Genomic DNA, 16,009 nt, shown 5'->3' with positions numbered 1-16,009 from the left:
AGAGGTGAAAAGAAAGCCGTATCTTTGTAGGTTTGCCTATGCTTTTTTGATCCGGTATCATTTACCAGCATTGTATTTACAGGCCGGGTTGATCACCATTTTTATCCTCTTATTAGCTTTTCTTCTTTATACAGGGGCAATACATCCGCCACATCAGCCGTCAGACAAAACTCAATATCATCAATATAGCCGAAACGGTTTACCAGGCGATGGTAATGCGTAAGATTTTCAGCAAACTTTAAAAGATCAGATTGGTTTTGTGTATAAAGGTTGTGGGCCATTAACGAACTGTCGCAGTGAATGGTAAAGTGCTCTTTTACCTTATCAATAACCGCCCCGGCAAACAGCGTATCTTCTATATTAAAACGGTCTTTCCATCCGGCACAGGCCAGGATAACGTTCTTGCCTTGTTTTACCAGGTAATTACAAATAGAGCTTAGGTTAGGAAACGAACCGGTAACAATATCATCAGCACCGTTGGCCAGCGCCATATGCAATAGCCTGGTGCCATTGGTGGTAGTGAGCACGAGAATTTTGTTCTCAATAAAATCTTTGGTGTACTCTAACGGGGAGTTACCATGGCTTAAGCCTTCAGCCAGTTTTCCATCACGCTCTCCCGCTGCAATACCGCCCACTTCCCTGCTGATCTCTACTGCCCTGGGTACAGCATCTACCGGTATGATATATTGTGCCCCATTATATAAGGCGGCCGCAATGGTAGACGTAGCACGAAAAACATCGATCACCACCACCACCGTATCTTTCACATCGTATAAATGTAAAAGCGCAGGAGACAGGGACGTATAAAGTGTAGGTTTTTGAGACATTAGTCAGAAATTGTTTTGCCACGAATACACGAGTTTAGATACTATAGTATCTTATCCCGTACTATTGGCAAAGGTTTTAAACAAATGGCATTTTAACTATTGTAGCTGCCAGCTGTTTGTCGCGAACTTTTATGAAAATACCGGAACCAATGGCAGTATTGCCCGTTTGTACATATCCCAGGCCAATTGCTTTTCCTAAAGTGGGCGATTGGGTGCCTGATGTAACCACACCAATGGTGTTGCCGGCCCCATCTACAATCTCGTAACCCTGACGGGGAATGCCTTTATCTGCCAGCTCAAACCCCACCAGTCGACGTTTAACGCCTTCTGCTTTTTGCTGCTGTAATAATTCTTTTGCTGTAAAGTTTTTGGTGAATTTGGTCACCCAGCCCAGGCCGGCTTCTAAAGGACTCGTGGTATCATCCAGATCGTTCCCATATAAGCTGTAGCCCATTTCCAATCTTAAAGTATCACGTGCAGCCAAACCAATGGGTTTTAAACCTTTGGGAGTACCTGCTTCAAAAATAGCGTTCCAGATCTTTTCAGCGGCGCCGTCTTTATCCTCAAAATAGATCTCTACACCTCCTGCCCCGGTATACCCGGTAGCACTTATCAATACATTGGGTACGCCGGCAAAATTTCCTTTTGCAAAAGTGTAATATTTAAGGTTTAGGATGTCTATGTCTGTAAGCGGTTGCAAAATAGCGGTTGCCTGCGGACCCTGGATGGCCAGTAATGCTGTTTTTTCAGAAATATTGTGCATTTCCACATCATCTGTATTATGCTGAGACACCCAGTTCCAGTCTTTATCGATGTTGGCAGCATTCACCACCAGCATATAAACTCCTGCCCGTCCGGCAGGCGGGTTATTTTCTTCAATACAATAGACGATCAGATCATCAACAATTCCTCCCTGCTCATTGGTGAGCGTACTATATTGAGCCTGGCCGTTCTTTAGTTTAGCCGCATCGTTGGTTGTTACTTTTTGTATCAGGTCTAAGGCATTTTCTCCTTTTAAAATAAACTCGCCCATATGACTCACATCAAAAACACCTGCATTTTTTCTTACGGTGTGATGCTCTTCATTAATACTGCTATAGCTGATCGGCATATTGTAGCCGGCAAATTCGGCCATTTTTGCACCCAGGTCAATGTGTTTCTGTGTAAACGGAGTCTGTTTCATTTGTTTATTTTAATACGTCTGACACCGGACGAACGGTAAAGGAGCCCGCATTAAACCAACCTAATAGTTTAATGTACCCTTCATATAACTTTTGCGCGCCAAAGGTAATGGCTATTTGCGATTTGAAATTTCTCCTGTAACTTTTTATTTGCGCTCAACTGAATCCGCTTTACATAATTATACAAACATTTCCTGTTCGTTTAAAAATTCTGATTTAACTTTTGCTGATGAAAAAGCTTGAACTCACTGGTTTATTCTTCATCTTTTTTACAATGGTGCAGGCACAAACAAAAAATAGCTCATGGCTGAAGCACCAACTCAGATCTAATGCTTCTCCGTTATTAACTAAGGTTTTGAATCAACCTGATACATTTAGATACCAAATCATTTACACCAAAATTGACCGGGATAGAAAAAATTCGCCCAAATTCGCTAATTTTTATCTAAACGTTAATGAGGATTCCTATTTCTACCCTGCATCCATGGTAAAGCTACCCACAGCGTTAGCCGCTTTGGAAAAGATAAGCGCATTAAAAGATAAAGGGATTGACAAATACACGGCAATGCTTACCGATAGCAGTTACACTGTTCAAACCGCGGTTAACGCCGATGCAACATCTGCTACGAGGCTACCCTCTATCGACCACTATATAAAGAAAATATTTGTGGTGAGCGATAATGACGCCTATAACCGCTTGTACGAGTTTTGCGGCCAGCAATATTTAAATGAAACGCTTTGGAAAAAAGGTTATAAGAACATGCGCATTACCCGGCGGTTTGTGAAAATGACCGCAGAAGAAAACCGTCATACCAATGCGATACGTTTCCAAAAGGAAGGTAAGACCGTTTATACGCAAGAGCCCGCTACCAGTAACGCAACTTTTGATTTTAGCAGGGAAATATTGATCGGTAAAGCGCACCTGGACCAGGATGATCAACTGGTCAATGCACCTTATGATTTTACAACCCATAACAAAGCCACCTTAACCGACTTACAGCAAATGATGCAGTCGGTTTTATTTCCAGGTTCGGTTCCCGAAAGCCGGCAGTTTAATCTTACTGCAGATGATTATAAGAACTTATACCAGTACATGTCGGAAAAGCCTTCTGAAAGCCGGTTTCCATCATACGACACAACAGCATTTTTTGACAGCTACACCAAGTTTTTTTTCTTTAGGGATGGAAAGCAAAAGATACCGGATCACATACGAAGCTTCAATAAGACGGGCTGGAGTCACGGCTTCCTGACAGATGTTTGCTATATCGTCGATTTTAAAAACAACCTGGAATTTATGCTAAGCGCCTGCATTTACGTAAACGAAGACCAGGTGCTCAACGATAATAAGTATGAGTATATAGAAACGGGTTATCCCTTTTTCAGGGAGGTGGGAAAAAAAATTTACGAATATGAATTAAATAGAAAAAGAAAAGTAGTGCCCGATCTTAACAAATGGAAACTAATGTATGATTAATTAGTTTTCAATGATGTTTTTTAAACCTTTTTAATCGATCATTTGTTCTGAACTTCATTGATTTGCATCATTTTTGTTAGCAATAGCGGTGTATATCATGATCTGAAACGCGGGGCGTTTTGAGCATTTTTCAATTTTAGTTTATTTTTACCGCATGAAGTTTGAAAAGATCCATAATAAAGGACAGGCAAGACTTTTTAAGAACGATTACCTGGAGATGCTGACTAAAACACATCCCCTGGTGATTTGGGGCATTTATATTCCCGTCATTTCTTATTTATTGTACTATAGTGCAACCACTCTTAATTTCTCGGTGGGGTATGTATTTCTTATCTTCTTCTGTGGTATTTTCTTTTGGTCCTTTTTCGAATATATAGCGCACCGTTTTATTTTTCATTGGGTGAGCGATAACCCCACGGCAAAGAAAATAGCCTATGTAATGCATGGCAATCACCATCATTACCCGCGAGACAGGCAGCGCTTATTTATGCCTCCCGTTCCCAGTATTATTATTGCCTCCGTTTTGTTCAGCCTTTTTTATCTGATCCTGGGCCGTCACGGATTTATGTTTTTCCCCGGATTTATGTTAGGCTACCTGATGTATGGTACCATGCATTACGCTATTCATGCCTGGAACCCGCCGTTTAAATGGATGAAAGGGCTTTGGCGCAATCACCATTTACATCATTATAAAGACGAGCATAAAGGCTTTGGCGTAAGCAGTACCATTTGGGATCATGTATTTGGTACTATGTTCGATCTTAAAAAAGAAAAAGACGATAAAGAAAAAGTACAGGAGCTGATGTTTGGAAAGAAATAGATTCATCTTAGCAAAGTATTTAATCCCGGTTTTTGGCCGGGATTTTTTGTGTATTTCCTAAAACCGCTCCACCACTCCCAGCCCGAATAACGCAAAATCATATTTAACCGGGTCTTTAGCATCCAGCAGCTTCAGATTTTGGGTAAGCTCTTTTGCCGCCAGCCAGTCGTTGCCCGTACGCTGTAATAAATTAAAATGCTTTGCCACCCTGGCTACATGAACATCTAAAGGACATACCAGTTGTGAGGACTTTACTACCTTCCAAATACCAAAATCTACTCCTTTGGTATTGCTTCTTACCATCCACCGCAAAAACATGTTAAGCCGTTTACAAGCCGATTTTTTAAAGGGGGTCGCAATGTGTTTTCTTGTTCTGCGGGGATAGTCCGGAAAAATATCTTCATCAAAAAAAGAATTGTAGAAGCTGACCAGGGCAGGCTCTGTATCTAAGTCGTTTTTTTTTAGGTATTTTGAAAAAGCTGTTTCAAGCGATGATGAACCCATGGTTTTGTAATGATATCGGAGGAAGTCGAGAAAATGAAACAGGTCGGTTGCGTTAAAAGTGCGGTGAGCAAAGCCCATAAAAGGCTTCAGGTCCTGCTCTTCAAAGTTTAAAACAAAATCATAGGGCGCATTATCCATACCCGCTAAAAGCCGGTTGCAGGAGCTGATAATGCTTTTACGGTTGCCCCAGGCCAGGATGGCTGCGAAAAAGGCGGCTATCTCAATATCCTGTTTTTTAGAAAAACGATGCGGTATACAAATGGGATCATCTTCTATAAAATCCGGCTTTTCGTATTGCGCCACCTTTTTATCAAGGAATTGCTTTAATCCTGCGTTGGTCATTATTATCTGTTGCTAATCTTTTCATTATTTCAATACCCAACCAATCGGCATATTGATTTTCATTAAACTTATTAATAGCTATTATAACACCCGCTGGTTTTTCTTTAGTAAACGCTGCAAATGTAGAAAACCCGTAGGTACCGCCATTGTGCAGGTAAATTGCAGGAACCCCCTGAAGCTTTAGCACATGCCACCCTAAGGCAATGCTTAAGTTTTCGCTGACATCCAAAGTAGGCGTGAGCACCTTTTCTACCACATCTTTCTGCATGGTGGTGCTCGGTGTTGCCATGGCCGCCAGGTAGCCCAGCATTTGCTCACAATTGGTTTTTAATCCTCCTGCAGGGTAGTAAATATCCATGTTCCAGTAAGGCACTTCACCAGTGGTAAAGTAGCCCTGGCTTTTTTTATATCCTTGTTCTTTTTCTGCATCAGATATTTTAAAAGACCCCCAAATGTAATGCTCCAATAGGTGTTGAAAGGCTTTGCCGCTTATCCTTTGCGCCAGTACTCCGGCGAGGCAGACACCCGTATTGGAGTAGTTGCTTTTGCTATCTGCTTTAACTTCAGCTGTTTTTAAATACTTATAAAGACTATCAATGGTGTAATTATCATAGGGTTGAGTACTATTTGACGGTACATTTGAAGCCAACCGGCTCAGCCCCGACGTATGATTAAGCAGGCTTTTGAACGTTATTGTTTTCAGCGCTTTGTTAGCCTGAATACTATCCGGTAAATATGCGTAGATCAGTGACGTATCTGCAATTCCCTGTTCTTTTAAAACAGCCTCCACAATATATGCGGTCAGCGTTTTGGTGATGCTTCCTGCTTCAAAAATAGTTGTTTTGTCAAAATGAGTTTTCCTGGCAGTATCGGCAAAACCAACCTCGTAATAATGTTCTTTGCCATTTTTAAATATACCAATTGCTATTCCCGGCAACCGGGCCGCTGTCATCAAACTGTCTGCGGTCTTTTTTATAAAGCAGTCTATCGGTTCTCCGGCTTGCTGCGCATTTGCAGCTAAACTCAAAAGAACCAACGTAAAAACGAAAAGGCTTTTCATAGCTGTTTTACTTTTAACATAAATGGTTAGCATTGTCGCATGAGCTCATCAAACCCTTCGGCCTTTACAAAGGCATAGGTTTTTTTATTAATGTTATAGTATTTAAGCCATCCGTTCTCAACCAGCGCTGTAAGATCGGTACGGGCGGTTTCTTTTGATACCCCATAAACCGAGCGCAGTTCGCGTATGGTTATCACTTTTCCACCGTCTTCTTTCAGCCATTGTAACACGGTCGTTTGCCTTTCATTGTACCCGGGAATTTTTTGTCCCGGCTTTTCTATCTTTTCTCTGGAAATACGCGAAGCAAAGTCCCGCAGCGATTTAAAGGCCATTTGTACAGACTGTATATAAAACTGGATAAAATATCCTGAGTTGTTCTCATCTGTCTGTGCCTGAGAAAAAGTTTTGTGATATTGCGGTCTGAACTTCGAAATAATATTAGATACCGATATAAATTCTGCAACCCAATATCCTTTTCTCCATAAATACATTTGTGCAAGCAACCTTGCGATACGGCCGTTGCCATCTTTGAAGGGCCGGGCGGTTGTAATAACATAATGCAGGAGGCCGGCTTTTACCAGCGGATGTATAAAACAGGGTTCCGTGTCATTATTGTAAAGCTCCATTAAATGTTCAACTATGGAAGGAATATTGAGGGTATCAGCCGGCTTATATCCAGCCGATACATCCACCGCAGAAAGATCTACTTTATTATTGGTCCGATACTGACCAACCCCTTTCAGTTTTATGGTTTCCCTGGTAAGTGTTTGATGTAACTGAAGCAGAAGGTTCACAGACAGGTTTTCCTCTTTCCTGGCGTAGGCTAATTGCAACGCCTTGTAAATATTTACACAAACCTGCTCATTTACGTCCTGGGGCGTACGTTTTTTAAGCAACATTTCTTTAGCTGCTTTTTTAGAGACCGTTACGCCGGCCAGTTGGGCCGAGGTGATGCTTTCGTCGAGGAGCGCATTTGTTTTATGCCGGTGGACATGCTTCGGTTCCAGCAATACCTGTAAATCGCGCCCGCCGGCCAATCCAATATCCAGTTGATGTAACTGGGCTTCCAAGCCGTTGCTTATCCACCATTTAATTTCAAGATCAGGAAAAGATAAGCGACGGTAAAAGCCCTGATCTCTTTCAGCAAGCGCTTTTGCCCAGATGGCCATCCGGTAATCCGGCTCAGGAATCTGCATGTCTTTAAACTTATCCCAATGAACATAATTGTTATTAAGATTGGAAACCAGTTTTCTTGCAGGATCGTCGTTTAGTGGTTGCATCATATCTCTCTTATTGGAAATAATCGGCTAATTTCGTTAAAATCTGGACATTTTACAATAAAACCTGACAAATTTTGATTCTGCCAGGTTTTACGTCTTTTTAGATATTTAAATGGCTATCCTATTGCCAGCTTCAGGTCGTCTATCAGGTCATCGGCATCTTCAATCCCGATACTCAGCCGGATCAGCGAGTCGCTAAGTCCGTTTTTTATTCTTTCTTCGCGCGGTACCGATGCGTGGGTCATGGTTGCGGGGTGATTAATCAGCGACTCCACGCCTCCCAGACTTTCCGCCAGCGCTATGATCCGGGTACCTTTTAAAACTTTTATCGCGGCATCGACGGACTCATCGGCCAGTTCAAAGCTCATCATACCTCCAAAGTCACGCATTTGTTTTCGTGCAACAGCATAGCCATTGCTATTTTCAAATCCACACCAGTACACTTTTTTCACTTTAGGGTGCCCGGCCAGGAATTCGGCCACTTTTCTGCCATTTTCACAATGGCGCTGCATGCGAATGTGCAGGGTTTTAACGCCTCTCAATACCAAAAAACAGTCCATGGGACCAGGCACCGCACCACTGCTCTTTTGAATAAAGAACAGCTTCTCCCTCAGGCTGTCATCATTCATCATTAAAGCGCCCATAATCACATCGCTGTGCCCACCCAGGTACTTGGTTGCCGAATGCATTACAATATCAGCGCCCAGGTCTAAAGGATTCTGGAGATAGGGCGAAGCAAATGTATTGTCGACCACTAATAGCGCCTTTGCCTTTTTGGCAATGGCAGCGGTGGCTTCAATATCGGTAATATTCATCAACGGATTTGTTGGAGTTTCTAGCCATATCATTTTTGTTTGCCCTGTGATGGCTGCGCTGATATGCTCCGTTTTTGTGGTGTCGATATAGATAAATTTTATACCAAAATCGGCCCATAATTTTGAAAATAGTCGGTATGTGCCTCCATACATATCATTTGCTGCGATTACTTCATCTCCCGGCTTTAATAAACGGATTACCGCATCTGTGGCAGCCACCCCACTGCTGAACGCTAAACCGTGCTTTGCGTTTTCGAGTGCTGCAAAAGCAGTTTCCAGCGCTGTGCGCGTAGGATTACCGGCACGGGAATAATCGTAACCTTTATGTTCATTGGGCCCTGTTTGTACATAGGTCGAGGTCTGGAAAATCGGTGTCATAATAGCGCCGGTCGACGGATCCGGATCTACACCTGCGTGGATGATCTTGGTATTTAGCTTCATTTATTTCTTTTTAATTAGAATGGAACGGGAGAACCAATTATTGCAAGGTAAAAATAAAATGATGAACTGTTTGCAGCAATTAAATCGCTTTTGCCAGAGGCCGGAATAATTATGGTCACTGATGACCAGCAAAAACACAGGCTTGATTGCAATCAATGTATGAAAATCTTCGTAGTTGTTTGCCGCTCGTCCTAAAACGAAACCCTATAGTCGCCAAGCTATTGACAATCAGCTTACCGTTTAAACGAATTTTAAGCCTTTCATTGATAATTTTCAATCATTGAGCCGATTCGTTAAAATTATTTAACACAAAATGCCTCACCGTTGATCAATATTCACTTGCTAAAACGCAGCACCTGCAGATACCTTTACCTTGTTGAGGCGCGGATTATGAGAGAGGAGGGGTTGCATGATAGTGGTGCGGTTCACGGTAGAAAATCTGTCATTCACCGGAGTTTTAGGCGCCGTTTACCCATCACCGCTAGATACGAGGCAGTAACCAGGCGTATGTTTGTGAAACAGTTACAAAAACCCGCCTGCGTCGGGTAGGCAATAACTCTAAACAATTAAAAATTAATAAAATGAAAAACTTAATTCTTTCCACCGCTTTTATCCTGGCCATAACAGGAAGTGCTTTTGCAGGTTCTGCAGAGCCCGCCAATGAATATGTGCTCAAAACATTTAACCAGATCTTTAAAGAAGCTATTAATGTTAGCTGGACGAATACGGGAAATCATTTTGAAGCCTATTTTGTAGGTGACAACAACGTAAAAACCCGCGCCTTACTGGATGCAAAAGGAAATTTAGTACAAACGATCCGCTACTATAAGGAAGAAGACCTGCCTTCAAATGTACTATATGCCATTAAAAGAGAATTCAGGGATAAAGACATCTGGGGAGTAACAGAGGTATCCAACAAAAACGGCGTAAACTACAGGATCGTTTTAAGAGACGACAAAAACTACACACATGTGAATGCCAATAGCATTGGTGAAACAGAAGTAGTATCAAAATATAAAAGAGGCGATAAGTAGGCTTCGACAGGCTCTCCGCAGGTTTGAAGAACTCCTTTGGACAGCCTGACAATAAGCTGATTTAAATTTTTCTCATGTAAAACAACGGAGGGGGTATTCTTATCTTCTCCCTTTTTATTTTAAATGGGTATTATATTTTAACCGGAACTTTTACTAAAGCATCGTCCCAGGCGATAATAAGATTGGCCCCTGTGTCAGATTTTTCAAAAACCATAGTAAAATATTCCATTATTGGATTGTAATAGCTAACCGGAACTTCAACTCTTACCAGATCTTTTGATGTGTCCTGCTTTAAGCCCCACAGGTCCAGATCGTTGTTGATAGCAATCGTCCAATAGCCGGCCTTAGGAATAGCATACAAAGTATATCTGCCCACCGGTAATTTTTTATCCCCTATAGTAACCGGCTGGAATAAATCTAATTCAGTTGCTTCGTTTGCTCCCAGCCTCCAGGTCTGACCATACTTCAGGATCTCTTCAAATAGTTTACGCCCCTGCAAATGGGGGCGACTGTAAATAACTCTCATTACAGGCGGAGGCGCCGTTGGATCTGCAATTTTTTGTTGCGGATATTTCGAAGGGAAATAACTCATATCCATTGGAGAAATATCTACATCTGCATAAATATTGTTATCCTCAATAACCGGGGTTGCCTGAGCTAAGATATCGCTGGTGTCGCCGGCATGTTGGGTTGAGGCTGTTGTAGCGGAAGCAGGCGATTTTTCCTTGCAGCCAACGAATACGCTTAATACAAATGAGGAGGCGACTAAACACTTACAAAATAGAGACATGTAATTAAATAATAAATTAAAATGAAATAGGTAAGGTCGCAGAAACAGTATCCCAACCGGCAACCAGGTTTACACCGGTACCCGATTTTTCCAGGTCGATGGTTAACGACTCAATAGGTTTGTCTACTTTTTCAACGAGGGCGGTTACCCGGCACACATCTTTGGCAGGATCGTATTTAAATGCGCCCCAGGTGTCGGTTTCTTTATTGATAATAAATGTCCAGTTCTTTTCGTCAACTAAAGCGTATAAAGTATAACGTCCGGGAGGTATTTTTTTACCCCCGACCCTGGCTTCGGTAAAAAGATCTAGCTCTGTGGCTTCATTAGCGCCTAACCGCCATACTTTTCCGTAAGGTACAATTTCAGAACCAAAAATCTGGCGGTTACCTCTATTGGGCCGGCTGTAAATAACCCGCAGCCTCAGTGGTTCTTTTGTCCCTTTTACTTTCTGCGATGGATAATCAATCGGAAAATAAATCTGATCCAAAGGAGATTTATCTACGGGAGCCCATTGTTGGGCCGCCGCAAACTGCGAACCAGCGATGATGCCGGCTACCAGAAACATCCATTTTTTCATCTTCTTTTTTATTTGGCGATTTTAAGTTCAATATACCACTAAGCGCCCGGCTTTGCGATTTACTACGGCAAAGTTCGGTTATCTGACAATAGCAGGTTCATTTTATTGACAGCAAAAAACCGGATATCCTTCCAAAACTCATCAAAGCAACCTTGCAGAAAATGATAATGCTCATCGAATATCTTTATGGCCGGGATGCTATCCTGCAAATATGCGGCCCTTCGTACCAAACCGCCAAAACTTTGATAAATACCGGGTAATGTTCTATACCCATATAACCAGTTTTGCGATTGCATATATACAAACATGCGATCAAATCCCGAAGGCATTACCTGTTTTTGTTTTTCTAATGCCCGATAGGTTGCCTGGGAAAAATCGTACAAATCCTTTTCATCAGGAAAAGCTGTTTGTTCTTTAGCCAGGAAGTGATCATATACAACATCAATAAATGCACCGCTATATAGCCTGTATTCTGCTTTAAAAACCGATTTAGCTTTTTGTGTTATGGGATGTGTATCCGTAAAATCGTCTATAGCCCTGTGCAACAAAATGCCTTTGTGAACAACCGGCGGGTACAGGTATTGCCTTTTTCCTTTTACAAAATCACTGATCATGTTACCCAGCAAAATCTCTTGGTTGCCAAATGATAAATATGCATGAGCTAAATAATTCATATTACTTCTTAATGAATGACACTATTTCTGTTACCAGTTGTTGCACAATGGGTAAGGCCGGTTGTGTATAAGTAGCCCTGTCTTCCGCAAAATTTCCGGGAGATCGTTTCAATACATGGTTCATTTCAGGAATAAGTGAAAAGCGGGCCTGTGGATCGCACGCCCGTAGCGCTTCTCCCTCGCTTTGCTGCACCTGGTAGTCCTGCGAGCCCTGTATAATAAGCACCGGCACAGTCAATTTCTTTATCTCTGCGCAGGGGCTATACTTCATCCAGGAAATCATATAAGGCTGGATGCTTGGACGAAAAAGTGAAAATAATAACGGCGGAATAGAATCTATTTTTTCTCCCTTCCTGAGCCGATTAAAAAGTGAATCTGCGGGAGCAGCTAAAACGGGCGCCTGTTGTTTTAGCTGCCAGGAAATGATCTCATCAATCGGTTTTGCTGGACCTGCAATAGATATATACCTGGCTACTTTGATTTTTTGCGCTGCCACCATTGCTATCAGTGAGCCTTCACTATGTCCGGCTAAAATTATATTCTCAATTCTCTTATCCTTTTTAAATAGTGCTACCCAGTCTTCCAGGTCTTTTATGTAATCATCAAAAACTAATTTGGATTCATCCCTTCCTGCTTCTTTGCTCGCTGCAATCCCCCGTTTGTCAAAAAGCAGGGTAGCTATATTATTTTTAACCAGTTCATGGGCCAGCATCCAGTAGCTGTCTGCGTTAACACCCAAGGGGTTATTGCCCTTTCTGTCAGTAGGACCAGACCCTGCCTGCAATATAACCAGATCGAACTTGTTTCGATTTGCAGGCAAGATTAAACTTCCATAAAGATCTCCGGTTGCGGTGTGCAGTATTACCGGTTCTTCATTTTGTGCCGGTAATCCCTGATTAAAAAAAACAAAAGACAAAAGCACCAACAGTCTATACATAGGATTTTATTATGGAGGTAAGTTAAGAAAAGAATAACCTTTCTTCAATATTAAAATTAGATATTTTTGCGGTCCGCAATGTCTCACGCTTTTGTGATCTGAAGGCGAATCAAAAGTTTTGAATCATGAACAAAGGACCCGTTTCTAATTTTATCCAGCATCATTACCGCCATTTTAACGCTGCTGCATTAATGGATGCCGCAAAAGGTTATGAAACCCATTTGTTGGAAGGAGGTAAAATGATGGTGACATTGGCCGGCGCCATGAGTACTGCAGAGTTGGGTATTTCGCTTGCAGAAATGATCCGCCAGGATAAAGTACATATCATAAGCTGTACCGGAGCCAACCTGGAAGAAGATGTAATGAACCTGGTGGCGCATAGCCATTATAAAAGAGTTCCTAACTACCGCGACCTGACGCCGCAGGAAGAGTGGGACTTATTGGAAAATCACTATAACCGCGTTACAGATACCTGTATTCCTGAAGAGGAGGCTTTCCGCCGTTTACAGAAGCACCTGGTGAAACAATGGAAGGATGCCGAAGCAAAAGGTGAACGTTATTTCCCGCATGAATTTTTATATAAAACCGTTTTAAGCGGAGAGCTGGAGCAATATTATGAAATTGATCCGAAAGACAGCTGGATTGTTGCTGCTGCAGAAAAAAACCTGCCAATCGTTTGCCCGGGCTGGGAAGACAGTACTACCGGTAATATTTTTGCCAGCTATGTGGTTAAAGGTGAGCTGCAGGCATCTACTGTAAAAAGTGGTATTGAATATATGGTTTGGCTGACCGAATGGTACCGTAGTAATTCATCAGGCAAAGGTGTTGGCTTCTTCCAGATTGGTGGCGGTATCGCCGGCGACTTCCCTATTTGCGTAGTTCCGATGATGTACCAGGATCTGGAATGGCATGATGTTCCTTTCTGGAGCTATTTCTGCCAGATCAGCGACAGCACTACTTCTTATGGCTCGTATAGCGGCGCCGTACCTAATGAAAAAATCACCTGGGGTAAATTGGATATTCATACGCCGAAGTTCATTGTGGAAAGCGATGCTACCATCGTAGCTCCATTAATGTTTGCCTGGATACTGGGCTGGTAATTTTAATTACCTCTAAATTATAATGTAGAAGGCCTTGCCAATATCTCCCGGATATTGGTAAGGCCTTTATCAATTTTATAAGACCCCATCATACTTTTCACTATATATTTCGCCTATTATATACTTTTTTTACCATCACCAATTTCAGAGTACTGCTATGAAAAAGCTAACTATTCTTTTAGGACTATGCTGCTTCCTTATACCCGCTATGCACAGTAAAGAAAACTGGAAATGAACTCAGAACTTAAGGCAGACAAATCTGTTGAGATATCATATACCAATACAGAATCAGGATATTATACAGTGGTGCTTAATTTTAGTGACCTCGCCAATTGCTCCAGGCCACAGGAAAATTTCAGTGTAAATGGAAATGCAGGAACCCTGTTAACGCTAAAGCCTACAGACACGAATCAACACATTGGCTACAGGTATATAAGAGGTAAGTTTAAACCGGGGCTTAATGCTGAACCGGTTACCAAAAAGGGACGCTTATCGCGTCCCTTTGTTGTTATGATGGGTTTCGGTTTCTTTGATCTCTGTTAGAAGACCAACCGTAAGTTACGTTTTATTTCTTATTGTGTCAATTTTAAATCGCGCTTCAACATATCGTTTCTATTGGCCATTTCCCAGGCCGTATAGAATATCATTTGAGCTCTTTTAGCCATCAAAGAAAAATTAATCTTATCAACAGTATCTGTTGGCTGATGGTAGTCGGCCTTCAACATGCCATCATAAAAAAACAAGACCGGCACCCCTTTTCTTGCGAAGTTGTAGTGGTCGCTTCTATAATAAATCCTGTTAGGATCATTAGGATCATCAAACTTATAATCAAGCACCAGCTTTGTGTATTTATTGTTGGCGCCCTCGTTTATTCTAGGCAGGTCTGTGCTCAGCTTGTTATGCCCTACTACGTACACATAGTTCTGTGTATCGGCGGTCATTCTTTCTGTATCGATACGCCCGATCATATCAATATTCAGATCTGCGGTGGTTTTATCCAGTGGAAAGATCGGGTTTTCTGAATAATATTCAGAACCCCATAAGCCTTTCTCCTCTCCCGCTACCAGCATAAACACTACCGTACGGCGAGGACCCTTTCCTTCTTTTTTTGCTTTGGCAAAAGCCTCTGCCATCTTCATCACACTAACAGTACCCGATCCATCATCGTCAGCACCGTAATAAATATTTCCCTTTTCATCCATTCCTACATGATCATAATGCGCTGTAACAAACAGGTATTCATTTTTTTTATCAGAACCCTCTACCAGTCCTACAACGTTGCTAACCGTAGCTGTTTTTTTGCCAGAGACATACTGTATAGCTACGGGCAACTGGCGGGTAACCGGATCGATCGTTTCCCTTCCTATTGAGGATTTGATTTCACTGATGCTATGGCCATCCTTTTTAATAACATTATCATTAATAAAAAAAGCTGGTATGGAATTATTTTCTTCCTGTGCAGCAACCGCGGGCTTAGGCCTGTAAGAATTGTTCAGCATTTGTTGTGAAGGCAGCTGGTCTGAAATGATTAATACCGCTGCAGCTCCTTTATTTTTTGCATTGGCTATTTTGTTGGCCGTAAAAACGGGCGATTGCCTGCGGGGCTTATCCGTTTTGAAACCATCTGGCTGACCTGCTAAGAAGATCACCAGCTTACCTTTTACATCTGCGTTTTTATAATCATCTCTTTTTTCATCCACAATTCCATATCCTACAAAAACGTACTCGTTAAACTTAAGGTCTGCTGTTTGTGGCATTTGTATCCAGGGTGCAAAGTCAGACCATGCAGTAAATGCCATTCCTCCCATATTTAGGGAAAGTGTGGATGCACTATCTTTTTCCAGGTCAAAAAACTGGCGATAGCTGTCCTTATTCCCAGGCTGTACACCAAAGGCTTTGAACTGTGTTTCGATATATGCTGCAGCTTTTTCCAGGCCTGGCGAAGGGGTGTCTCTACCTTCCATTTCTGCACTGGCTATGATGCTGAGATGTTTCTTCAGATCGGTTGTGGTAATTGTTTTGGCAAAGGGTTGAGGATCTGCCGTTTTCTGTGCATGAACACTAACACTAGCCAGCGTGCATACCGCTAATAGTAAATTCTTTCCCATATAAAATTGCTTGTTGAGTTGTAAATGTAACCCACAACGGTAAAT

General features: G+C 42.0%; 16 protein-coding genes. 5 read left to right on the top strand and 11 right to left on the bottom strand.

What is annotated here, in order from left to right:
• Positions 1 to 101: 101 nt before the first annotated feature.
• Positions 102 to 827, bottom strand: coding sequence for a 2-phosphosulfolactate phosphatase (locus U0035_RS13655; RefSeq protein ID WP_114790325.1), 726 nt, complete (start codon positions 825 to 827; stop codon positions 102 to 104).
• A 76-nt stretch (positions 828 to 903) separates the two neighbouring features.
• Positions 904 to 2,010: a glycine cleavage system aminomethyltransferase GcvT gene (gcvT, locus tag U0035_RS13650; RefSeq protein WP_114790324.1), complete on the bottom strand. Its 1,107-nt coding sequence runs from the start codon at positions 2,008 to 2,010 to the stop codon at positions 904 to 906.
• 227 nt (positions 2,011 to 2,237) lie between these two features.
• Between gcvT and U0035_RS13645 the strand changes: the two genes are divergently transcribed.
• Both U0035_RS13645 and U0035_RS13640 read left to right on the top strand, forming a co-directional pair.
• Entirely contained in the window at positions 2,238 to 3,482 is a 1,245-nt protein-coding gene (locus U0035_RS13645) for a serine hydrolase (RefSeq protein WP_114790323.1), read from the top strand.
• A 154-nt stretch (positions 3,483 to 3,636) separates the two neighbouring features.
• Complete coding sequence (locus U0035_RS13640; protein WP_114790322.1) at positions 3,637 to 4,302, top strand: sterol desaturase family protein; 666 nt, start codon at positions 3,637 to 3,639, stop codon at positions 4,300 to 4,302.
• Between the two features lie 57 nt (positions 4,303 to 4,359).
• Here U0035_RS13640 and U0035_RS13635 read toward each other — a convergent pair whose 3' ends face one another.
• The 4 genes from U0035_RS13635 to U0035_RS13620 form a co-directional block, all read right to left on the bottom strand.
• Positions 4,360 to 5,148, bottom strand: a complete 789-nt coding sequence (locus U0035_RS13635; protein WP_114790321.1) for a TIGR02757 family protein — start codon at positions 5,146 to 5,148, stop codon at positions 4,360 to 4,362.
• Positions 5,117 to 6,208, bottom strand: a complete 1,092-nt coding sequence (locus U0035_RS13630; RefSeq protein WP_162817809.1) for a serine hydrolase domain-containing protein — start codon at positions 6,206 to 6,208, stop codon at positions 5,117 to 5,119. The genes U0035_RS13635 and U0035_RS13630 overlap by 32 nt, the downstream gene beginning before the upstream one ends.
• Positions 6,209 to 6,234: 26 nt before the next feature.
• Positions 6,235 to 7,491: a Fic family protein gene (locus U0035_RS13625; RefSeq protein ID WP_114790319.1), complete on the bottom strand. Its 1,257-nt coding sequence runs from the start codon at positions 7,489 to 7,491 to the stop codon at positions 6,235 to 6,237.
• A 113-nt stretch (positions 7,492 to 7,604) separates the two neighbouring features.
• Positions 7,605 to 8,744, bottom strand: coding sequence for a cystathionine gamma-synthase (locus U0035_RS13620; protein WP_114790318.1), 1,140 nt, complete (start codon positions 8,742 to 8,744; stop codon positions 7,605 to 7,607).
• A 581-nt stretch (positions 8,745 to 9,325) separates the two neighbouring features.
• Here U0035_RS13620 and U0035_RS13615 point away from each other — a divergent pair.
• Positions 9,326 to 9,778 (top strand): hypothetical protein, encoded by a 453-nt coding sequence (locus tag U0035_RS13615; RefSeq protein WP_114790317.1) that lies wholly within the window; start codon positions 9,326 to 9,328, stop codon positions 9,776 to 9,778.
• Positions 9,779 to 9,908: 130 nt separating this feature from the next.
• Here the strand turns inward: U0035_RS13615 and U0035_RS13610 are convergent, their stop codons facing one another.
• From U0035_RS13610 to U0035_RS13595, 4 genes are all read right to left on the bottom strand, one after another.
• A complete protein-coding gene (locus U0035_RS13610; protein ID WP_114790316.1) occupies positions 9,909 to 10,568 on the bottom strand; it encodes a DUF2911 domain-containing protein in 660 nt (219 codons plus the stop codon).
• 16 nt (positions 10,569 to 10,584) lie between these two features.
• Entirely contained in the window at positions 10,585 to 11,145 is a 561-nt protein-coding gene (locus U0035_RS13605; protein ID WP_114790315.1) for a DUF2911 domain-containing protein, read from the bottom strand.
• A gap of 62 nt (positions 11,146 to 11,207) precedes the next feature.
• Complete coding sequence (locus U0035_RS13600; protein WP_114790314.1) at positions 11,208 to 11,819, bottom strand: acyl carrier protein phosphodiesterase; 612 nt, start codon at positions 11,817 to 11,819, stop codon at positions 11,208 to 11,210.
• A gap of 1 nt (position 11,820) precedes the next feature.
• Positions 11,821 to 12,756, bottom strand: a complete 936-nt coding sequence (locus U0035_RS13595) for an alpha/beta hydrolase family protein (protein ID WP_114790313.1) — start codon at positions 12,754 to 12,756, stop codon at positions 11,821 to 11,823.
• A gap of 125 nt (positions 12,757 to 12,881) precedes the next feature.
• Here U0035_RS13595 and U0035_RS13590 point away from each other — a divergent pair, with 125 nt between their 5' ends.
• Together U0035_RS13590 and U0035_RS13585 are read left to right on the top strand one after the other, a co-directional pair.
• The gene (locus U0035_RS13590) at positions 12,882 to 13,856 is read left to right on the top strand and encodes a deoxyhypusine synthase family protein (protein WP_114790312.1); all 975 of its coding nucleotides are present in this window, start codon (positions 12,882 to 12,884) and stop codon (positions 13,854 to 13,856) included.
• Positions 13,857 to 14,087: 231 nt separating this feature from the next.
• Complete coding sequence (locus U0035_RS13585) at positions 14,088 to 14,399, top strand: hypothetical protein (protein ID WP_114790311.1); 312 nt, start codon at positions 14,088 to 14,090, stop codon at positions 14,397 to 14,399.
• Between the two features lie 29 nt (positions 14,400 to 14,428).
• On the opposite strand, the gene U0035_RS13580 is transcribed toward U0035_RS13585, so the two are convergent.
• Positions 14,429 to 15,964, bottom strand: coding sequence for a M28 family peptidase (locus U0035_RS13580; protein WP_114790310.1), 1,536 nt, complete (start codon positions 15,962 to 15,964; stop codon positions 14,429 to 14,431).
• Between the last annotated feature and the right edge of the window lie 45 nt (positions 15,965 to 16,009).

It is taken from the genome of Niabella yanshanensis, from assembly GCF_034424215.1.
In the GTDB taxonomy this organism is placed as follows: domain Bacteria; phylum Bacteroidota; class Bacteroidia; order Chitinophagales; family Chitinophagaceae; genus Niabella; species Niabella yanshanensis.
Note: the sequence above shows the minus strand (reverse complement) of the source record. Positions and strands in the feature narration are given on the sequence as shown.